Source organism: Flavonifractor sp. An92, from assembly GCF_002159175.1.
Lineage (GTDB): Bacteria > Bacillota > Clostridia > Oscillospirales > Oscillospiraceae > Pseudoflavonifractor_A.
In genome coordinates this window covers 319,891-341,437 of sequence record NZ_NFGZ01000001.1, presented here as the reverse complement: position 1 = coordinate 341,437, position 21,547 = coordinate 319,891, and the positions used below count along the sequence as shown (strand labels likewise).

Genomic DNA, 21,547 nt, shown 5'->3' with positions numbered 1-21,547 from the left:
CCCGCCGCCGTTTCGATTTCAACAAAGGGGTAACGCCATATGCTGTCCTACATCCTCAAACGCATCCTCTCCCTGATCCCGGTGATGTTCGTGGTATCGGTGGTCATCTTCCTGGTGGTCTACCTCATCCCCGGCGGCCCGGCCACCGCCATGCTGGGACTGGAGGCCTCTGCCGAGCAGATCGCCGAGCTCAATGCTGAACTTGGCTTTGACCGGCCCTTTCTGGTGCAGTACGCCGACTGGCTGGCCGGCGTGTTCCGGGGCGACTGGGGACAGTCCTACTTTCTGGACATGCCGGTGCTCTCCGCCATCGCCGAGTACTTCGGCCCCACCCTGAGCCTGGCCGTGCTGGCCCAGCTCTTGGCGCTGGTGCTGGCCATCCCTATGGGCATTCTGGCCGCCTATAAGCGGGGCACCGCTGTGGATCTGACCACGGTGTCCCTCTCTCTGCTGGGCACCGCGATCCCTGGATTCCTGTTGAGCATGTTTCTCATGCTCTTTTTTGGCGTGTATCTGAAGTGGCTGCCGGTGGCGGGCTACGCCCCTCTGAGTCAGGGGCTCGGGCAGCATCTGCGCTACCTCATCCTGCCCGCCCTCTCCCTGGGCGTGGTGCAGGCGGCCTACATCACCCGCATGACCCGCTCGGCCCTGCTGGATGTGCTCTATATGAACTACATCCGCACCGCCCGGGCCAAAGGTCTGCGGGAGAGCGCCGTCCTCTTCGGGCAGGCCCTCAAGAATGCCGCCCCCACCATCCTCACCGTGGCGGGGCAGTCCTTCGGCAGCCTGGTCACCGGCACCATCGTCACCGAGACCATCTTCAACATCCCCGGCCTGGGGATGCTCACCATGAGTTCCATCAACCAGCGGGACGTGTTTGTCATTCAGGGCGTGGTCCTCTTCGTCACCCTGGTGTATGTGCTGGTCAACCTGGCAGTGGACATCCTCTACGGCCTGGTGGACCCCCGCATCCAGCTGGGGCGGAAGTAAGGAGGGGTGAACATGTCAAAACGTACCCATGCCCCCGCCGTGGGGGCAGCCATTGTCCGGGAACAGAAGCAGCTGCGCCGGGAGCGGCTGCTGTCCAATCCGGGCCTGATCTTCGGTGCGGTGGTCTTTGCCATCATCGTGCTGTGCGCCCTCATCATTCCGGCGGTGAGCCCGGTGGACCCCAACGCTACCAACGTCCCCCAGCGCCTGCAGCCCCCCAGCCTGGAACACCTCTTCGGCACCGACGAGTTCGGCCGGGACCTCTTCACCCGGGTGCTCTACGGAGCCCGGTCCTCGCTGTTGGTGGGGGGCGCCGTGGCGGTGTTCTCCTGCCTGCTGGGCACCGTCATCGGCATCTATGCCAGCTACTTCAAGGTCCTGGACCACATCCTCATGCGCATCTGTGACGGCCTCATCGCCATCCCCGGTATCCTGCTGGCCATCGCCCTCATGGCGGCCCTGGGGGCCACCAACTGGAATGTGATTCTGGCCCTGACCATCGTCTATACCCCCAGCGTGGCCCGGGTGGTGCGCTCCAGCGCCCTGGTCACCCGGGAGCAGACCTATGTGGAGGCCGCCAAGGTCCAGGGGGCCGGCAGCGGACGCATTCTGTGGAAGCTCATCCTCCCCAGCGTCATCTCCCCTCTGACGGTACAGGCCTCCTTCATCTTTGCCCAGGCCATTTTGTCCGAGGCCTCCCTCAGCTTCCTGGGGGCCGGCATTCCCGCTCCCGCCGCCAGCTGGGGCAACATTTTGCAGGCCAGCAAGCAGGTGCTCCAGAAGGCGCCCTGGACGGTGATTTTCCCCGGCGCGGCGGTGATCCTGTGCGTGCTCAGCCTGAATCTGCTGGGTGACGGCCTGCGGGACTATCTGGACCCGCGCACGGCAGGGAGGGGGAAGAAATGATGGAACAAACGAAGGTAAAGCAGACCCCGCTGCTGGAGATGGAGGGCTTCCGGGTTCTCTTCCCCGGCCGAAAGGGGCCCCTCCCCGCGGTGGACGGGGTGGACCTGACCCTCTATCCCGGCGAGATCGTGGGGGTGGTGGGGGAGTCCGGCTCGGGCAAGAGCGTCATGTCCCAGTCCATCCTCCGTCTGCGGGAATATGAATCCGCCGTGACCTATGAGGGCTCCATCCGCTTCGAGGGGCAGGACCTCCTGAAGCTGCCCCTGGCCGCCTTGCGGCGCATCCGGGGCAACCGCATCTCGGTGATCTTCCAGGACCCGCTCACCTCCCTAAGCCCGGTCCACACCGTGGGCAAGCAGATCGGCGAGGTGCTGCGCCTGCACAAGGGCCTCTCCAGGAAAGAGGCCCACACCCGCAGCGTGGAGCTGCTGGGGCTGGTGGGCATCCCCGACCCGGAGCGCCGCCTGCGCCAGTACCCCTATGAGCTCTCTGGCGGCATGCAGCAGCGGGTGATGATCGCCATGGCCCTGGCCTGCGAGCCCGCCCTCCTCATCGCCGACGAGCCCACCACCGCACTGGACGTCACCATCCAGGAGCAGATTTTGGACCTGATCGCCCAGCTCAACCGGAAGCTGGGCATGTCGGTGCTCTTCATCACCCACGATCTGAGCGCCATGGCTCAGCTCTGCCACAGCGTGCGGGTGATGTACCTGGGGCAGATCGTGGAGGAGGCCGAGACAGAGGAGCTCTTCGCCCACCCCCTGCACCCCTATACCCAGGGGCTTTTGTCCTGTATTCCCAGACTGGATGTGCAGCGCGGAGAGCCTCTGCCGGTCATCGAGGGTAATGTGCCACCTCTGTCGGCGGTGCCGGAGGGGTGTCATTTCTGCACCCGCTGTCCCTACGCGGATGACCGCTGCCGCCAGAGCGTGCCCCCGGCTTTTGAAGTGTCCCCCGGTCACCGGGTGAAGTGCTGGAAGAACGCCCCCGCCGGGGCGGGAGAGGAGGGAGCGCCATGAGCACGCCCCTGCTGGAAGTGAAAGACCTGTGCAAGCGCTACCCCATCTACGGCCCCCTGGGCAAGCTCTTTCCCCCGAAAACCCACATGAATGCCGTCTCCGGCCTGTCCCTCCAGCTCTACGAGGGAGAGACCTACGGCCTGGTGGGGGAGTCGGGCTGCGGCAAGACCACCACCGGCCGGTGCATTTTGGGCCTCACCCATCCGGACGGCGGTGAGATCCAGTACCAGGGCCATGACCTCACCAAGCTCTCCGACCGGGAGTTCCGCCCCCTGCGGCGGGACATCCAGCTGGTCTTTCAGGACCCCCTTTCCTCCCTCAACCCCCGGCAGCGCATCGGCTCTCTGCTGGAAGAGCCCCTCATCATCCAGGGGATGGAGGACGCCGATGCCCGCCGGGCACGGGTGCTGGCCATTCTGGAGAAGGTGGGGCTTTCCGAGGAACACTACTTCCGCTACCCACATGAGCTCTCCGGCGGCCAGGTCCAGCGGCTGGGCATCGCCCGGGCCCTCATCATCGAGCCCAAACTGATCGTCTGTGACGAGCCGGTGTCCGCCCTGGATGTGTCCATCCAGGCCCAGATCCTCAACATGCTCACTGCCTTGCAGCGGGAGATGGGCCTCACCCTTCTCTTCATCTCCCACGACATGGGGGTGGTGCGCTACCTCTCCGACCGCATCGGCGTGATGTACCTGGGCGCCCTGGTGGAGGAGGCCCCTACCGACGACCTGTTCGCTGACCCCCGCCACCCCTATACCCAGGCCCTCTTTTCCTCCATCCCCGACCTCTCCAAGCGGGGCAAGACCCATGTGTCCCTGGGGGGTGAGCTGCCTGTCCGCACCGACGAATTCCAGGGGTGCGTGTTCCACACCCGCTGTCCCTACGCCACCGACCGCTGCCGCCGGGAGGCCCCCGCCCTGCGGGAAGTGGAGCCCGGCCACAAGGTGGCCTGTCATCAAACCTGACCGCCCCTGCCCGGCCTGATGCCGGGTCCCTCCGACCTTGAAAGGAAAGGTGTACCATGTTCCGACGCATCGCCGGTCTCCTGCTGGCCGCTTCCGTAGCCCTGGGGACCCTCCCAGCCGCCGCTCTGGCCGCCCCGTCCCTTCCCACCTACGATCTGCGCACCGACCACGCTGTCACCCCCGCCCGCAATCAGGGGAGGTACGGCGACTGCTGGGCCTTCGCCGCCATGGCCGCTCTGGAATCGGCCATTTTGAAGCAGGGCGTGGACTCCTCCGTCACCGCCGACACTCTGGACCTCTCCGAGGACCATATGGACCGCCACCACGGTTTTGACTACGGCCCCCGCCTGGTGGGTGGGCGGTATGAGCTGGCCCTGTCCTACCTGCTGCGGGGGGATGGCCCCTATCTGGAGTCCGACTACCCCTATGTCCTCCCGGAGGAGGCCACCTCGCCCACTCCCACCGGCTCCGCGCTCTCCGTACCCGAGGAGGCCACTCCCACCGATCCGGTCATCCCTTATCAGGTGCTGGGCGTGCAGTTTCTGGAGAACGTCAACGCCCTGGAGCTGACCGCCGACACGGTCCAGGCCGCCATTACCCCCACCAAGGAGGCAATCATGCAGTATGGCGCGGTGTCTACCAACCTCTACCAGGCTCACGACGGCAACGGCACGTTCCCCTACACCAACGCCGCCTACTACAACCCGGATACGGCCGCCTACTACTGCGACGGAAACGCCCCCGGCTATGAGCATGTGGCCAATCACGCAGTGGCCATCGTGGGCTGGGACGACAGCTTCCCCAAGGAGAATTTTGCCACCCAGCCCACAATCGACGGGGCCTGGCTGTGCAAGGACGCCCAGGGTGCCACATTTGGACAGGACGGCTTCTACTGGGTGTCCTACCAGAGCGCCTGCGTCACTACCACCCAGTTCTGCTTTACCGAAGTGGTGAAGGCGAATCAGGGCTACTCCGGCATCGCCCAGCATGACGCGCTGGGGCTGAGTAAATTTATGGGCAACGACTTCAGCTATGGCGATGAACTGGACGTTTACTTCAACGTCTTTGAGGCGGAAGAGGATACGACCTTGGAGGCCGTTGGATTTTACGCTATGGGAATCGAGGCGTCCTATACCTTGTTTGTCATCCCGGATTTTTCCGCATTTCAGACACAATTCCCAGGAGTCTATCTGTCGGATGTCCGCCAGGCCTATACGGATCACAGTGGAATACTGCCGTACGCCGGATACCATAGAGTCGATCTGAAGCAGCCTCTCACTCTTCAAAAAGGGCAGAAGTATGCCATCGGTCTGGAAATGGACGCAGGCGACCACTTCGATTACATGAATATGGTGGATGGTTCCCACGACTATGTATTTGAGAGCCGTTCTGAGCGCAATCCTGCCAGTCAGGACGCGGTCATCTCCACAGGTGAGACCTATGTCTATGATGCAGGCGGAATGTTCAATATGGAGATGGAACCAGCTGTTCTGATTGACACCTCAGAGGAAATACCCTATGTCGGTATCATCGGCAATCTCTGCCTGAAGGGCTACTACGCCGGTGAGGGCTCCGGTGTGGACCCCGAGCCTCAGCCGGTGACAGTCATCTCGATCACCCAGCCGGAGGGGATCACTGTCTCCTATGGCACCGTCGCCTCTGCGCTGAATCTGCCCGGTAAAGTCAGCGCCCAAATCAGCGACGGGCAGATTCTGGAGCTGGCCGTCTCCTGGGACACCTCCAGCTATCAGTCTGAGACAACTGGCTCCCAGATCCTCACCGGCACCCTCACGCTGCCGGTGGGGGTCACCAACCCGGACCAGCTCACGGTCCAAATCACGATCACAGTCGAGGAGCCTACACCTGTGGTTCCCACCGGAACTCTGGCTCTGGTGAGCTCTCCTACCATCGCTCTCACCATGGACGACCTGGGATACAGCGGAAATCCCATCGCCCAGTTCCCCAGCGAGGTGGGCGCTGTTCTGGAGGACGGAACGGCGGTCCGCCTGCCGCTGATATTTGACGAGTGGGATGTCACGGACGAGCTGCTCAATCTCTTTGACAGCGGGACCTATCCGCTGGAATCCCAGTTCACCCTGGAGCTGCCCGGCGACGGCAGCATCACCAACCCCCAAAATCTGGCCCCCACCGTCACTGTGGTGCTGACCGACGGAGCGCGCCTGCCCTCTGTCGCCTCGGTCCAGACCCCCGCCTCCATCTCCGTGCCTCTGGACACTGCGGCGGACCAATTGGGCCTGCCGGAGCAGGTGCCTGTTACTCTCTCGGATGGTACCACTGTCCAGGCCATGGTCACCTGGTACACCGGGAACTATCGGGCCAACACCCCGGGCCAGTACACCATCTCCGGCCTGCTGACCCCGCCGGAGAACGCAGTTGATCCTGCCGGCACCGCCGTATCAATCACCGTCACTGTGGAGGAGGCCGCGCCCCAGCCGGTAGATTCCCCGGTGATCGCCCCCAACGGCGGCTCCTTTACCGGCAGCCAGACCGTGACCCTCACCTGCGCCGACACGGACGCCGTTCTTTACTACACCACCGACGGTACCCAGCCCACCCGGGACTCCATCCGCTATACCGGCCCCTTCACCCTCACCGAATCGGCCACGGTCCAGGTCTTCGCCGTACTGGATGGCCGCCCGGACAGCGCTGTGGTCTCCGCCCAATTCACCCGCCTCTCTTCCGGTACCAGCGGCGGGGGAAGCAGTTCTTCCACCTCTTCGGGTAACAAGACCCAGACCACGACCAACTCGGATGGCTCCACCACCACTACCGTGACCAAGCCGGATGGTTCGGTCACCGAGACCACCAAGTACCCGGACGGCGAAACCGCTGTGGTGGAGACCGCCAAGGACGGCACCAAGACCACGACACTTACTGACGCTGACGGCAACCAGACGCAGGTCATTGCCAAGGCCGACGGCTCCTCGGTCACCACCTTCCAGCAGAAGGACGGTTCTTCCTCTACCACGACCCAAAGTGCCGACGGACGCCTGGAGAGCAAGGTAACTCTGTCCGCCGCCGCTCAGGCCGGGGAGACCGCCGTGCTGCCTATCCCCGAGCTCCCCGTCACCACCCGCAGGGATGAGGCGCCCACTGTCACAGTGTCCCTGTCCGGCTCCGATCCGGTCCGGGTGGAGATCCCTGTCGCTGACGTCACTCCCGGCACCGTAGCTGTGCTGGTGGCAGCCGACGGCACCGAAAAGATCCTCTCTGCCTCCATCCCCACCCAAACCGGTATGGCGGTGACCCTGTCCGACGGCGACACCGTAAAGATCTTGGACAACGCCAAGACTTTCTCCGACGTGCCCGCCTCCCACTGGGGCGCTGACGCCGTGGCCTTTGCCAGCAGCCGGGAACTGTTCTCCGGCACCGGCGACGGCCGGTTCTCCCCGGACATCTCTTTGTCCCGGGGCATGCTGGCCCAGGTGCTCTATAACCTCCAGGGCCGCCCCGCTTCGGAAAGTGCCACCTTCTCCGATGTTCCTTTGAATGCCTGGTACGCCCAGGCCGCCTCCTGGGCCAGTGAGGCGGGAATCTTTGCCGGGTATGGCGACGGCAGCTTCGGCCCTGAGGACCCCATCACCCGGGAGCAGCTGGCTGTGGCCTTGTACCGCTACGCCGGTGCCCCCGAGACAGAGGGCGACCTGAGTGCCTTCTCCGACGGAGCTTCCGTGAGCCCCTATGCCCGCACCGCACTGGCTTGGGCCGTGGAGAACGGTATTTTCCAGGGCAATGGCAGCGGCGTCCTGGACCCCCAGGGCAGCGCTACCCGCGTCCAGGTCGCTCAGGTCATGCGGCAGGCCATGAGGCTCTGACCGCTGCGGCGTCCAAGCTTTTTCTGCACGCCTCCTGTTGGGCTATGTGCAGTGCAGTCGATATCAAGGATCCTGTGTCCATGCCAGATGGAATAATCCTCATCCATTCTACCGGTAAGAAATACCGTGGGTGTGTGACCGACGATACAGACCGTATCCGGGTACGGACCTGCACTGTCTGGTTCCACGCGACCCCAAATGCGGGTGTCGCGATCATCTCCGTGAAGATCTGCCATGCAGTAGATCATCGGTCTCCTCCTCTCCTACGGAATGGAACAATCGCATCTTCATAGGCTTTGGACGGATACAAGACAGTACGCAGGCCTTGTGCCGCATCAAGCAAATACAGAAGCCGGTTCAGCGTTGTCCCGCTGGTCCCTTTGGCTTTCAGATGTGCAAAAAAGAAAGACACGACATATGTCGTGTCTTTCTTTTTTATGATGTGCGGGTCATGCTTCCGACCCGGTGCCCATGAGGAAGGCGTCCACCTCCCGGGCGGCCTCCCGGCCTTCTCGGATGGCCCAAACGACCAGGGACTGGCCCCGGCGCATGTCTCCGGCGGCGAACACGCCGGGGACGTTGGTAGCGTAGCTCCCCTCGGGGGTGGCGATACAGGAGCGAGGGGTGCGTTCCAGGCCCAGAGCCTGAGGCAGCGTGTCCTGGGGCCCCAGGAAGCCGGCGGCGATGAGAAGCAGCTCACAGGGCAGCTCTTCCTCCGAGCCGGGGACAGGCTGGAGGGACTGGTCCAGCTTCACGGTGCGTACCGCCCGCAGGGCCCCGTCCTCGTCGGCGAGCAGCTCGGCCACCGTGGTCTGGTAGATGCGGGGGTCGTGCGCAAAGACGGCAATGCACTCCTCCTGACCGTAGTCGGTCTTGCACACCCTTGGCCACTCTGGCCAGGGGTTATTTTCGGCCCGGCAGTCGGGGGGCTTGGGCATCATCTCCAGCTGGATAACGCTCTCGCAGCCGTGGCGGATGCAGGTGCCCACGCAGTCGTTGCCGGTGTCGCCGCCACCCACGATGATGACGTGCTTGCCCTTGGCGGAGGGATAGGTGCCCTCGGCCAGGCCGGTGCTGAGCAGGCTCCGGGTGGTCTCCTTGAGGAAATCCACGGCGAACCAGATGCCCTCCGCTTCCCGGCCGGGGACCTTCAGGTCCCGGGGCTTGGCCGCGCCGCAGCAGAGCACCACCGCGTCGTACTCGTTCAGCAGGTCCCGGGGGTCCGCGTCGCGGCCCACCTCCACGCCGGTGCGGAAAGTGATGCCCTCAGCGGTCATCTTGTCCAGGCGGCGCTGGACGATGGTCTTTTCCAGCTTCATGTTGGGGATGCCGTACATCAGAAGGCCGCCGGGGCGGTCCTCCCGCTCGAACACGGTGACGGTGTGGCCCCGTCGGTTGAGCTGGTTGGCGCACGCCAGGCCCGAGGGGCCGGAGCCCACCACCGCCACCTTCTTGCCGGTGCGGGTCTTGGGGAGCCGGGGACCCATGAGCCCCGCCTCCCAGGCGTCCTCGATGACGCCCAGCTCGTTCTCCTTCACGGTGACGGGGTCGCCGTGGAGTCCGCAGGTACAGGCCGCCTCGCATAGGGCGGGGCAGACCCGGCCGGTGAACTCGGGGAAGTCGTTGGTTTTCAGCAGCCGCTCCAGGGCGTGGCCGAAATTGCCGTGGTAGATGAGGTCGTTCCACTCGGGGACCAGGTTGTGGAGGGGGCAGCCGGAGACCATGCCGTTGAGCACCGCGCCGGACTGGCAGAAGGGCACACCGCACTCCATGCACCGGGCGCCCTGCCGCCGGCGGTCATCCCGGCTGAGCCGGGGGTGGAACTCGTTAAAGTGGTGGATACGATCCAGAGGGGCCTCCGCGGGGTTCCCCTGGCGCGCGTATTCCAAAAATCCAGTTGGTTTTCCCATTATTCCCCCACCTTTCTGGTGTTCACATAGAAGGCCTCCACCTGGGCCTGCTCCCAGGTCATGCCCCGCTCCTCGTACTGGGCGATGGTGCGGAGCATCCGGTCGTAGTCATGGGGCAGGATCTTCTTAAAAAGGGGCAGATAGTGCTCGAACTGTTCCAGGATGTGCTTGGCCTTGACCGAGCCGGTGGCCTCGGCGTGGGCCTCGATGAGCCCCCGCAGTTCGGCGATGTCGTGGGGCTCGGTGACCGGGTCCATGGACACCAGGGACTTGTTCAGACGCAGGTACAGGTCCCGGTGCTCATCCAGCACGAAGGCCACGCCGCCCGACATACCGGCGGCGAAGTTCTTGCCGGTGGGACCCAGCACCACCACACGGCCGCCGGTCATATACTCGCAGCCGTGGTCGCCCACGCCCTCCACCACCGCGGTGGCGCCGGAGTTGCGCACGCAGAAGCGCTCGCCGGCCACGCCGCTGAGGAAGGCCTTGCCGCTGGTGGCGCCGTACAGGGCCACGTTGCCCACCAGAATGTTTTCCGACGCCTCAAAGGCGCTGTTCTGGGGCGGATAGACCACCAGGGTGCCGCCGGACAGGCCCTTGCCCAGGTAGTCGTTGGCGTCGCCCTCCAGCTCCAGGGTGAGGCCCTGGGGAAGGAACGCGCCGAAGGACTGGCCGCCGCCGCCGGTGCAGTGGACGGTGAAGGTGCCCTCGGGGAGGGCGCTTCCGTGGAGGCGGGTGATGTCGGAGCCCAGCAGGGTCCCCACGGCCCGGTCGGTGGAGGAGGCGGTGCGCTCCAGGCGGCGGGGCTCGCCGGTCTGGAGGGCATTGCCCAGCTCCTGCTCCAGGCCCATGTCCACCGTGTCCTCCAGGTGGAAGTCATACACGTCCGCGGGGTCGAAGTGGGTCTTGGCGTCGGTGCCCAGATAGGGATTGTCCAGAATGGCGGACAGGTCCACCGAGGCGGCCCGGGCGTTGACGGCGGGCTTGCGGACCTGGAGCAGGTCGGTGCGGCCCACCAGCTCCTCCACGGTGCGCACGCCCAGCTTGGCCATGTGCTCCCGCAGCTCCTGGGCGATGAAGCGCATGAAGTTGACCACATACTCCGGCTTGCCCGCAAAGCGCTTGCGCAGCTCCGGGTTCTGGGTGGCCACGCCCACGGGGCAGGTGTCCAGGTTGCACACCCGCATCATCACGCACCCCAGGGTGACCAGGGGAGCGGTAGCAAAGCCGAATTCCTCGGCGCCCAGCATACAGGCGATGGCCACGTCCCGGCCGGACATGAGCTTGCCGTCGGTCTCCACCACCACCCGGGAGCGCAGGCCGTTCTGGATGAGGGTCTGGTGGGTCTCCGCCAGGCCCAGCTCCCACGGCAGGCCCGCATTGTGGATGGAGGTGCGGGGGGCGGCGCCGGTGCCGCCGTCGTAGCCGGAGATGAGCACCACCTGGGCGCCGGCCTTGGCCACGCCTGCGGCGATGGTGCCCACGCCGGCCTCGCTGACCAGCTTCACGCTGATGCGAGCCCGACGGTTGGCGTTCTTCAGGTCGTAGATCAGCTGGGCCAGGTCCTCGATGGAGTAGATATCGTGGTGGGGCGGGGGAGAGATGAGGGTGACGCCGGGGGTGGAGTGGCGGCACTTGGCGATCCAGGGGTACACCTTCCCGGCGGGCAGGTGGCCGCCCTCGCCGGGCTTGGCGCCCTGGGCCATTTTGATTTGGATCTCCTTGGCGGAGACCAGGTACTCACTGGTGACGCCGAAGCGGCCGGAGGCCACCTGCTTGATGGCCGAGCAGCGGGCCGGGTCCTGGAGCCGGTCGGGCTCCTCACCGCCCTCGCCGGAGTTGGACTTGCCGCCCAGCAGGTTCATGGCCTGGGCCAGGCACTCGTGGGCCTCCTGAGAGATGGAGCCGTAGCTCATGGCGCCGGTCTTGAAGCGTTTCACAATGGAGTCCACGCTCTCCACCTCGTCCAGCGGGATGGGAGTATCGGCGTACTTCATGTCCAGCAGGCCGCGCAGGGTGTGGGGCTTGGTCTCGTCGTCCACCAGGGCGGTGTACTGCCGGAAGAGGGCGTAATCGCCCCGGCGGGCGGCCTGCTGGAGCAGATGGATGGTCTGGGGGTTGTAGAGGTGGTCCTCGCCGCCGGAGCGGGCTTTGTGGGCGCCCAGGCTGTCCAGCTCCAGGTCCACTTCCTGTCCCAGGGGGTCAAAGGCCTTGGAGTGGTTGCGGTCCACCATGGCGGCGATCTCCTTCAGGCCGATGCCGCCCACCCGGGAGACGGTGTTGGTGAAGCACCGGTCGATGACGGCCTGGTCGATGCCCACCGCCTCAAAGATCTGGGCGGACTGGTAGGACTGGAGGGTGGAAATGCCCATTTTGGAGGCGATCTTCACGATGCCGTGAAGGATGGCGGCGTTGTAGTCGTGGACGGCGGTGTGGAAATCCTTGTCCAGCACGCCCTCCTCGATGAGCTCCACGATGGTCTCCTCCACCAGATAGGGGTTGATGGCCCGGGCGCCGTAGCCCAGGAGGGTGGCGAAGTGGTGGACGTCCCGGGGCTCGGCGGACTCCAGGAGGATGGACACGGCGGTGCGCTTCTTGGTGCGGATGAGGTGCTGTTCCACATCGGCCACCGCCAGCAGGGAGGGGATGGCCACGTGGTTCTCATCCACGCCCCGGTCGGAGAGGATCACCACATTGGCGCCCTCCCGGTAGGCCCGGTCCACCGCCACCTCCAGCCGGTCCAGCGCCCGGTCCAGGGGGGTGTTTTTGTAGTAGAGAAGGGACACCGTGGCCACCTGGAAGCCGGGCTGCTTCATAGCCTTGATCTTCATGAGGTCGGTGGAGGTGAGGATGGGGTTGTGGATCTGGAGGACCCGGCAGTTTTCCGGCCGTTCCTCCAGAAGGTTTCCGTCGTCACCCACGTACACGGTGGTGTCGGTGACGATCTCCTCCCGGATGGCGTCGATGGGCGGGTTGGTGACCTGGGCAAAGAGCTGCTTGAAGTACTGGAACAGGGGCTGATCCTGGCTGTCCAGCACCGCCAGGGGGATGTCGATGCCCATGGCGGCAGTGGGCTCGGCCCCGGTGCGGGCCATGGGGAGGATGGTGCTGCGCACGTCCTCGTAGGTGTAGCCGAAGGCCTTGCGCAGCCGCTGCCGCTCGGTCTTGGAGCGGCGCTCCACCCGCTTGTTGGGGATGGGCAGGTCGGAGAGGTGGAGGAGGTTCCGGTCCAGCCACTCGCCGTAGGGCTGGCGCGCGGCATAGGTCTCCTTCAGCTCCTCGTCGCTGAGGATGCGGCCCTGTTTCAGGTCCACCAGCAGCATCCGGCCAGGCTGGAGGCGGGATTTCTCCAGAATCTGGTCGGCGGGGATGTCCAGCACGCCCACCTCGGAGGCCAGGATGAGCCGGCCGTCCTTGGTGACGTAGTAGCGGGAGGGGCGCAGGCCGTTGCGGTCCAGCACGGCGCCCACCACGTCGCCGTCGGAGAAAAGGATGGAGGCCGGGCCGTCCCAGGGCTCCATGAGGGTGGCGTAGTACTGGTAGAGGTCCCGCTTGGTGCGGGAGATGGCCTGGTCGCCCATCCAGGGCTCCGGGATGCAGGCCATCACCGCCAGGGGCAGGTCCATCCCGGCCATCATCAGGAATTCCAGGGTGTTGTCCAGCATGGCCGAGTCGGAGCCGGACACGTCCACCACGGGGAGAACCTTGTCCATGTCGGCCTCCAGCAGGGGGGAGGACATGGTCTCCTCCCGGGCCAGCATGCGGTCCACGTTGCCCCGGATGGTGTTGATCTCGCCGTTGTGGGCCATCAGGCGGTTGGGGTGGGCCCGCTCCCAGGAGGGGTTGGTGTTGGTGGAAAAGCGGGAGTGGACCAGGGCCAGGGCGGACTCATAGTCCGGGTCCTGGAGGTCGGGGTAGAACTTCCGCAGCTGGCCCACCAAAAACATGCCCTTGTAGACGACGGTGCGGCTGGAGAAGGAGGGGACATAGGTGTTGTCGTTGGACTGCTCAAAGACCCGCCGGGCCACATAGAGCTTCCGGTCGAAGGCCAGTCCCTGCTCCACCCCCTCCGGGCGGGCCACAAACGCCTGCTCGATGCAGGGCATCTTGTCCCGGGCACGCTGGCCCAGGATGTCGGGGCAGACCGGCACGGTCCGCCAGCCCAGGAAGGGGAGACCCTCTTTTTCCAGAATGACCTCGAACATCTTCTTGGCCTGGCTCCGCCGGAGGACGTCCCGGGGGAAGAAGAACATGCCCACGCCGTAGTCCCGGGGGCCGGGCAGGGTGATGCCGCAGGCAGCCGCCGCTTTGGAGAAGAAGCGGTGGGACACCTGGAGCAGGATGCCCACGCCGTCGCCGGTCTCCCCGGCGGCATCCTTTCCGGCCCGGTGTTCCAGCTTTTCCACGATTTTCAGAACGTCGTCCACGGTCTCGTGGCTGGGGTGGCCCTGGATATCTACCACGGCGCCGATGCCGCAGGCGTCGTGTTCAAAGGAGGGGTGATACAGCCCCCGCGCTGGATTTGCTTGTGCTCTCATGTGGAGGTCCCCTTTCCGGTTGGTAGTAAAAAAGGCGGCAGTCACGCCCTCGGACTGCCGCCTCGAGACCGCTTTGTCTCACCGTGTATTGGAACCGGTCTGCCGCCTGCGCCGTGGGCGCATGGCTTAGTAGTTGATGATATACTTTTCGCGTTCCCAGGAGGAGACACGGGTACGGTACTCATCCCATTCTTTCCGCTTGCCGTCCAGGTAATACTCGGTCACGTGGGGGCCCAGGGTATCCAGGATGAGGGGATCGGCCTCCAGGGCCTCGATGGCCTCCTCCAGGGAGGCGGGGAGGGAGTCGATGCCGTGGGCCTCCCGGGTGGCCTTGTCCATGACGAAGATGTTCTCGGTGACCTCGGCAGGGGGGACCATGCCCTTCTCGATGCCGTCCAGACCGGCGGCCAGGCAGACGGCCAGCTCCAGATAGGGGTTGCAGGCCGGGTCGGGGGAGCGCAGCTCCACGCGGGTGGACTGGCCGCGGGCGGCTGGGATACGGATGAGGGCGGAGCGGTTGGAGGCGCTCCAGGCCAGGTAGCAGGGGGCCTCATAGCCGGGCACCAGGCGCTTGTAGGAGTTCACCAGCGGGTTGGTCACCGCCGCCATGCCCTTCACATGGGCCAGAAGGCCGGCGATGAAGGAATAGGCCTCCTTGGACAGGCCCTTGGGATCGGCGGGATCATAAAAGACGTTCTTGCCGTCCCGGAAGAGGGACATGTTGGTGTGCATGCCGGAGCCGTTGATGCCGAAGATGGGCTTGGGCATGAAGGTGGCGTGGAGGCCGTTGCGCTGGGCCAGGGTCTTGACCGCCAGCTTGAAGGTCATGATGTTATCGGCGGTGTGGAGGGCGTCGCCGTACTTGAAGTCGATCTCGTGCTGGCCCTCGGCCACTTCGTGGTGGCTGGCCTCGATCTCAAAGCCCATCTTTTCCAGCGCCAGGCAGATCTCCCGGCGGGTGCCCTCGCCGTGGTCCAGGGGGCCCAGGTCGAAGTAGCCGGCCTCGTCGTTGGTCTTGGTGGTGGGCTTGCCGGCCTCGTCGGTCTGGAAGAGGAAGAACTCGGCCTCGGGACCCACGTTGAAGGCGTCGTAGCCCATGGACTTGGCCTTCTCCAGCACCCGCTTCAGCACGCCCCGGGGGTCGCCCACGAAGGGGGAGCCGTCGGGGTTGTAGACGTCACAGATCAGGCGGGCCACCTTGCCGTGGTTGGGCTGCCAGGGAAAGACCACGAAGGAGTCCAGATCGGGGTACAGATACTGATCCGACTCGTCGATGCGGACAAAACCCTCGATGGAGGAGCCGTCGAACATGATCTGGTTGTTGACCGCCTTCTCGATCTGGGAGGCGGTGATGGCCACGTTCTTGAGCTGGCCGAAAATGTCGGTGAACTGGAGCCGGATAAAGGCGATGTCCTCTTCCTTCACCATGCGGATAATATCTTCCTTTGTGTACGACATGCAGGATTCCTCCTTCGTTCTTTCAAAAAGAAAAGGACAAAGGCGAACCGACCACTTGGGTTGGAACGCCTTTGTCCTCAACTATGGGCGCAAGTATATCCCTCTTTTTTGAAAATGTCAAGAGTTATTTTCAAAAAAATCTCGACTGCATTTTTGGACAGAGAGGTGGAAGAAAAAAGATAAACTTGCAAGTGCAAGAAAAATAGTTTCTTCATTCAAGGAGGCGGGGCGGTTTTCTTGACAAAGAGAGCGGGAACTCGTATAATGATCGGGTCGGCAGCAAGGGCGCTGCGGCATTGAGCCGCAGCGCCCTTGCGCCTTTTTTCATGTACTACGGATAGGGGGATCACAATGTCGATACACGAGGAATGCGGAGTCTTTGGGATCTGGGACCCTGCCGGGGACTGTGCCCGCACGACCTACTACGGGCTGTACGCCTTACAGCACCGGGGGCAGGAGGCCTGCGGCATCGCCGCCATCAACGACCGGGAGCTGTCCTTCCACAAGGATGTGGGTCTGGTGGGCGAGGTGTTCGACCAAGCCACCCTGGACCGGCTGGGCGGCACCATGGCGGTGGGGCACGTGCGCTACGCCACCACCGGCGGAGCCCGGCGGGAAAACGCCCAGCCCCTGACCCTCAACTATGTGAAGGGCACCCTGGCCGTGGCCCACAACGGCAACCTGGTGAACACCAAGGAGCTGCGCACTGCCTTTGAGTACCGGGGAGCCATCTTCCAGACCACCACCGACTCGGAGCTCATCGCCTACGCCATCGCCCAGGAGCGCCTGCGCTGTGCCTCGGCGGAGGAGGCGGTGTGCCAGGCGGTAAAGGGCCTGCGGGGGGCCTACTCCCTGCTGGTCATGTCCCCTCAGAAGCTCATCGCCGCCCGGGACCCCTGGGGCTTCCGGCCCCTGTGCATGGGCCGCCGGGGGGAGGCAGTGCTCTTCGCCTCGGAGAGCTGTGCCCTCAGCGCCGTGGGGGCCAAGTTCGTCCGGGAGGTGGAGCCCGGCGAGATCGTGGTGGTGGAGAACGGGACCATTACTTCCCTGCGGGAGAATTGCGAGAGCGCCACCAGCCACATGTGTATTTTCGAGTATATCTACTTCGCCCGGCCGGACTCGGTCATCTGCGGCCAGAGCGTCCACGAGGCCCGGCGCACCGCCGGGCGACTGCTGGCCCGGGCCTACCCGGTGGAGGCCGACGTGGTCATCGGCGTGCCCGACTCAGGGCTGGATGCCGCCATGGGCTACGCCGAGGAGTCGGGCATCCCCTACGGGGTGGGTCTGGTGAAAAACCGCTACATCGGCCGCACCTTCATCACCCCCGGCCAGCAGAGCCGGGAGCAGGCGGTGCGCATCAAGCTGGGGGCCCTCAAGAGCTGCGTGGAGGGCAAGCGGGTGGTCATGATCGACGATTCCATCGTCCGGGGCACCACCTCTCGGCAGATCGTCGCCCTCCTGCGGGAGGCGGGGGCCAGGGAGGTCCACATGCGCTCCTCCGCGCCCCCTTTCATCGCCCCCTGCTACTTTGGCACCGACATCCCCGACCGGGAAAACCTCATCGCCTGCCGCTATTCGGTGGAGGAGATCCGGAACCTCATCGGGGCGGACAGCCTGGGCTTCCTCTCTCTGGAGGACCTGCACCACATCGCCCCCGACGCCGCCTGCGGCTTCTGTGACGGGTGCTTTACCGGGCAGTATCCCATCCGGGTCTGAGAAAAAAGGCTTGACAACAGCGGAGCGAGCCGCTATAATGCACCCATCAGCAAGGGCGCTGTGGTATAGACCACAGCGCCCTTTGCCGTTTTCCAGAATAAAACCATGTGCGATGAGGGAGAAAAGTACCGCGGCAGGTCAGTCCCAGTGAGCGGGGGAGAGTGGAAACCCCGTACCAGAGGCCGTGGGAAGAACACTCCGGAGCAGCACCCCTGAACGCTTGCGCCAGTAGGGGGGCCGGGTGCGACCGTTATATCGCGGGGGCTTGTCAGAGCCCCGAAAGGGGCCGCTCTCGGGCGGCAAATTAGGTGGCACCGCGGAACGCAGCATCCGTCCTAAAGTATGGATGTGCTGCGCCAATTCCGGAGGTGCTTTTTATGTGTACAGTGATCGGTTTTACCAGCAAGAGCAGAAGCGAGCAGGACGTGTGGACCTGTCTGGAGCGTACGAAGAGCCGGGGGCCCGACATGACCCGGGTGGTGGAGACCCCGTCGGGCTATCTGGGCTTCCAGCGTCTGGCCATCATGGGTCTGGACGAGCGGGGCATGCAGCCCTTTACCCTGGACGGGGACATGGTGGTGTGCAACGGTGAGCTCTACGGATGGCGCAAGTGGCGGCAGCAGTTGGAGGGCAAGTATTCCTTCCACAGCGAGAGCGACTGTGAGATCCTCCTCCCCCTGTACCGGGAGTACGGCCTGGGCATGTTCGAGAAGCTGGATGCCGAGTTCGCCCTCATCCTCTACGACGGACGGGAGGATTCCTATCTCGCCGCCCGGGACCCCATCGGCATCCGGCCTCTGTTCTACGGCTATGACACCGACGGCTCCATCGTCTTTGCCAGTGAGGCCAAAAACCTGACCGGCGTGTGCAAGGAGATCTTCCCCTTCCCGCCGGGCCACTACTACTACCGCGGCGCGTTCGTCCGCTACGCCGACCTGACCACCGTGGAGGAGTACTCCACCGACGATCTGGACACCATCTGCCAGAAAATCCACGACAAGCTCATCGCCGCCGTGGAAAAGCGCCTGGACGCCGATGCCCCGCTGGGCTTCCTGCTCTCCGGCGGCCTGGACTCCAGCCTGGTGTGCGCCATCGCCGCCAAGCTCCTGAAGAAACCCATCCGCACCTTCGCCATCGGCATGGACGTGGACGCCATCGACCTGAAGTACGCCCGGCAGGCGGCGGAGTTTATCGGCTCCGATCACACCGAGGTCATCATCACCAAAGACGATGTGCTGAAGGCTCTCCCCGAGGTGGTGGCCGCCCTGGGAACCTGGGACATCACCACCATCCGGGCCAGCATGGGCATGTACCTGTGCTGCAAGGCCATCCGGGAGCAGACCGACGTGCGGGTGCTCCTCACCGGCGAAATCTCCGACGAGCTCTTTGGCTACAAGTACACCGACTTTGCCCCCTCCGCTGAGGCCTTCCAGGCCGAGTCCAAGAAGCGGGTGGATGAGCTCTATATGTACGACGTCCTCCGGGCCGACCGGTGCATCAGCGTCCACTCCATGGAGGCCCGGGTGCCCTTCGGCGACCTGGACTTTGTGAAGTACGTCATGTCCATCGACCCGGAGAAAAAGCTCAACACCTACGGCAAGGGCAAGTATCTCCTCCGCCGGGCCTTTGAGAAGGACCACATCCTCCCCGACGAGATCCTCTGGCGGGAGAAGGCGGCCTTCTCCGACGCGGTGGGCCACTCCATGGTGGATGACCTGAAGGAGTACGCCGCCGAGCACTACACCGACCGGGCTTTCTGGAAGGGCTGTGGCCGCTATTCCTACCGGCCCCCCTTCACCAAGGAGAGCCTGCTGTACCGGGAGCTCTTCGAGCGGTACTACCCCGGCCAGGCCCGCATGATTGCAGACTTCTGGATGCCCAACCGGGCGTGGGAGGGCTGCGACGTGGACGATCCCTCCGCCCGGGTGCTCAAGAACTACGGTGCCAGCGGTTTTTAACAAAAGGACAAAACGGGAGCCGACGGCTGAAATTAGCCGCCGGCTCCCGTTTCTTATGGGGTCAGCGTGTCATGTACTGGTAGAGCACCGCAATGGCCTCGATGCGGGTGGCGGTGCGGTCGGGGGCGAAGCGCCCGGCGCTGTCGCCGGCCACCAGGCCCAGGCCCTGCGCCAGGGCGGCGTAGCCCAGGTCAGCGGCGGGGATGGCAGCGGCGTCGGTGTAGTCACAGCGGTAGATGCCCTCCAGCCGGGCCACCGGGCCGTAGCCCGCGCCGTCCAGCAGGAGCTTTACCAGCTCCAGACGGGTGACCGGAGCGCTGTCATCGCGCTGGTCGGGGGTGAGGATGCCGGTGCGGTAGGCGTACTCGTAGAGGGAGTCAACGTCGTCCTGCGCCGGGTCGAAGAAGTAGCCACGGGAACTGGCCAGCAGGGCCACCAGATCCAGCTGGGTCAGGGCCTCGTAGGGCCGCAGGCTGCCGCCCCGCCAGCCCACGCTGTACTGGGCCAGGGTGAGGGCCTGCTGTTTGCCCCAGCAGCCCTCCAGATCGTCATAGGTGATGGAGCGGTCGTAGGTCTGGGGATAGAGGACCTCGCCGGTCTTGGCGTCCACGCCCCGGATGGACCGCTCAGTCTCCAGGGTGTAGCCCAGGGTGAGGGCAAAGACGTAGGAGTAGCCCCGGTTCAGCAGGGGAGCGACCTCGGGGGCATTGGGGTCAAGGGCGGTGGGGACGGCCAGATAGCTAAGGGTGACGGTATACGCGCCGAAGTAGGCGTCCATGGCCGCCTCGGGGGCGATGAGGCCGTCGGCGCTGTCGAAGGTCACGTCGGGGTCATAGCTCTTGGAGAGGTGGGAGATGGTGCCATCGGCGGCGTCCACCGACACATAGAGGTAGTTGTCGGGGAAGAAGTAGCCGTTGACCTTCTGGGCGTAACGGAAGGTGTAGTCCTGCCCGTCGCTGGAGCCGTAGAGGGCGCACTGGGCGAACTCCTCACCCCAGAGGTTTTTCAGGAAGGCCTCGGCCGTGGCCTGGGCCTGCTGCTGGGTGACGGCGGCCTTGGCGTCCTCCTCATAGGGGCGGCTGGAGTAGAGGAAGAGGATCTCGCCGGTGCGGGCATCCACCGTGATATTGCGGGTCCAGAAGCCCTCGTCCAGGGAGCGGGTGTAGCGGAGAGAGGCAGAGACCTGGTCGGTCTCCTCGTCCAGGGTGTAGGCGAAATAGGACAGCTGCGCGCCGTTCAGGCCCAGGGCCTTCTGGGCGCGGAGCAGGGAGTCCAGCTTTTCCTTGCTCTGGACGCCCTCCAGCTTGGCGATGCCCGCCTGCTCGGCCTCGGAGAGGCCCTCTTCGCCTTTGTCAGGGGCCATGCCGGACTCACCGCCGGTGGCGGAGTCGCTGCCGTTGCCCACATTCTCATAGAGGGCGCTCAGGTCGATGAGTTCCCCGGTGGCGGCATCCACATAGAACTGGCCGCTGTGGTCGGGGAGGTAGCGGAGAACGGCGGTGTCGCTGTCGCCGTCCAGGACGTACTCCAGGCGCAGGGCCAGAGTGGAGCGCAGCTTGCTCCCCGCGTCGGCGGCGGAGACGGCGGCGTCCGGGGCGGGCACGCCGTCCTCAAAGGGCTGATCCAGGTCGCTGCGGGAGAAGGACTGCACGGTGCCGTCGCTGGCGGACACGTCCACCGAGAAGGTGAAGGGGGAGGGCAGGTCGTTGAGCCGGATGGAGCCGCTGAGGTAATAAGAGGTCGTGCCGGGGCGGTCGGTGCCCTCGTCAAACACGGCGCTCTCGCCGTCCGTGAGGACCCGGTCCAGGAAGGCCTGGGCCGCTTTCTGGGCCTCGGTACGGCTCACAGTGGGGAGGGTGGGCACAGAGTCGGAGCTGGGGCTGCTGACGGAGCCGGAGGAATAGCGATAATACTGATAGATCTTGCCGGTCTCGTCTGCCACCACATGGAGCTCCTCGTCGCCCTTGGTCCAGCGCAGGGACCAGTAGGGGCGCAGGCCCTCCTGCAGATCGCCGGAGAAGGACTCGTATTCGTTACCGATGTCCAGGGTCTGCTTGACTTTCAGGGTGACCTGGGTGAGGCGCTCATCCGCCGCGGCGGCGGAGGCGGGGAGGGCGAGGGCGCACAGCAGCGCCAGGGAGAGGAAAAGGCTGAGCAAGCGTTTCATCTTCAAATCCTCCTTTTTGGGGCGGTCCCCTTTGGTTAGACTATTAGACGAAAAAACTGGTAAGATGTTCCGGATTCCTTGTGT

The 21,547-nt window shown here is 64.7% G+C and carries 12 protein-coding genes and 1 other annotated feature; of the genes, 7 read left to right on the top strand and 5 right to left on the bottom strand.

The genetic code is table 11. The features are described 5' to 3' along the window. The first annotated feature begins 39 nt into the window (after window positions 1-39). The 5 genes from B5G43_RS01680 to B5G43_RS01660 are packed head-to-tail and all read left to right on the top strand — an operon-like array spanning window position 40 to window position 7,716. Window positions 40-990, top strand: coding sequence for an ABC transporter permease (locus B5G43_RS01680; protein ID WP_087258338.1), 951 nt, complete (start codon window positions 40-42; stop codon window positions 988-990). 12 nt (window positions 991-1,002) lie between these two features. Next, the gene (locus B5G43_RS01675; RefSeq protein WP_087258334.1) at window positions 1,003-1,896 is read left to right on the top strand and encodes an ABC transporter permease; all 894 of its coding nucleotides are present in this window, start codon (window positions 1,003-1,005) and stop codon (window positions 1,894-1,896) included. Then, window positions 1,893-2,915 (top strand): ABC transporter ATP-binding protein, encoded by a 1,023-nt coding sequence (locus B5G43_RS01670; RefSeq protein WP_087258330.1) that lies wholly within the window; start codon window positions 1,893-1,895, stop codon window positions 2,913-2,915. The genes B5G43_RS01675 and B5G43_RS01670 overlap by 4 nt, the downstream gene beginning before the upstream one ends. Then, window positions 2,912-3,880: an oligopeptide/dipeptide ABC transporter ATP-binding protein gene (locus B5G43_RS01665; protein WP_087258327.1), complete on the top strand. Its 969-nt coding sequence runs from the start codon at window positions 2,912-2,914 to the stop codon at window positions 3,878-3,880. Before B5G43_RS01670 ends, B5G43_RS01665 begins: the two co-directional genes overlap by 4 nt. Window positions 3,881-3,936: 56 nt before the next feature. Then, on the top strand, window positions 3,937-7,716 hold the full coding sequence (locus B5G43_RS01660) for an S-layer homology domain-containing protein (RefSeq protein WP_087258324.1): 3,780 nt from the start codon (window positions 3,937-3,939) through the stop codon (window positions 7,714-7,716). On the opposite strand, the gene B5G43_RS01655 is transcribed toward B5G43_RS01660, so the two are convergent. The 4 genes from B5G43_RS01655 to glnA form a co-directional block, all read right to left on the bottom strand. Beyond that, window positions 7,686-7,964, bottom strand: a complete 279-nt coding sequence (locus tag B5G43_RS01655; protein ID WP_087258322.1) for a hypothetical protein — start codon at window positions 7,962-7,964, stop codon at window positions 7,686-7,688. The genes B5G43_RS01660 and B5G43_RS01655 overlap by 31 nt on opposite strands. Before the next feature lie 201 nt (window positions 7,965-8,165). Then, window positions 8,166-9,626, bottom strand: coding sequence for a glutamate synthase subunit beta (locus tag B5G43_RS01650; RefSeq protein ID WP_087258320.1), 1,461 nt, complete (start codon window positions 9,624-9,626; stop codon window positions 8,166-8,168). After that, window positions 9,626-14,164, bottom strand: a complete 4,539-nt coding sequence (gene gltB / locus B5G43_RS01645) for a glutamate synthase large subunit (protein WP_087258317.1) — start codon at window positions 14,162-14,164, stop codon at window positions 9,626-9,628. The genes B5G43_RS01650 and gltB overlap by 1 nt, the downstream gene beginning before the upstream one ends. 126 nt (window positions 14,165-14,290) lie before the next feature. After that, window positions 14,291-15,622 (bottom strand): type I glutamate--ammonia ligase, encoded by a 1,332-nt coding sequence (gene glnA, locus B5G43_RS01640; RefSeq protein ID WP_087258314.1) that lies wholly within the window; start codon window positions 15,620-15,622, stop codon window positions 14,291-14,293. Between the two features lie 351 nt (window positions 15,623-15,973). Here glnA and purF point away from each other — a divergent pair, with 351 nt between their 5' ends. Both purF and asnB read left to right on the top strand, forming a co-directional pair. Continuing rightward, window positions 15,974-17,338, top strand: coding sequence for an amidophosphoribosyltransferase (purF, locus tag B5G43_RS01635; protein ID WP_087258311.1), 1,365 nt, complete (start codon window positions 15,974-15,976; stop codon window positions 17,336-17,338). Between the two features lie 103 nt (window positions 17,339-17,441). After that, window positions 17,442-17,679, top strand: a binding site (T-box leader). A gap of 36 nt (window positions 17,680-17,715) precedes the next feature. Continuing rightward, entirely contained in the window at window positions 17,716-19,296 is a 1,581-nt protein-coding gene (gene asnB / locus B5G43_RS01630) for an asparagine synthase B (protein ID WP_087258308.1), read from the top strand. 61 nt (window positions 19,297-19,357) lie between these two features. On the opposite strand, the gene B5G43_RS01625 is transcribed toward asnB, so the two are convergent. Next, window positions 19,358-21,463 (bottom strand): S-layer homology domain-containing protein, encoded by a 2,106-nt coding sequence (locus tag B5G43_RS01625; RefSeq protein WP_087258305.1) that lies wholly within the window; start codon window positions 21,461-21,463, stop codon window positions 19,358-19,360. Window positions 21,464-21,547 lie beyond the last annotated feature (84 nt).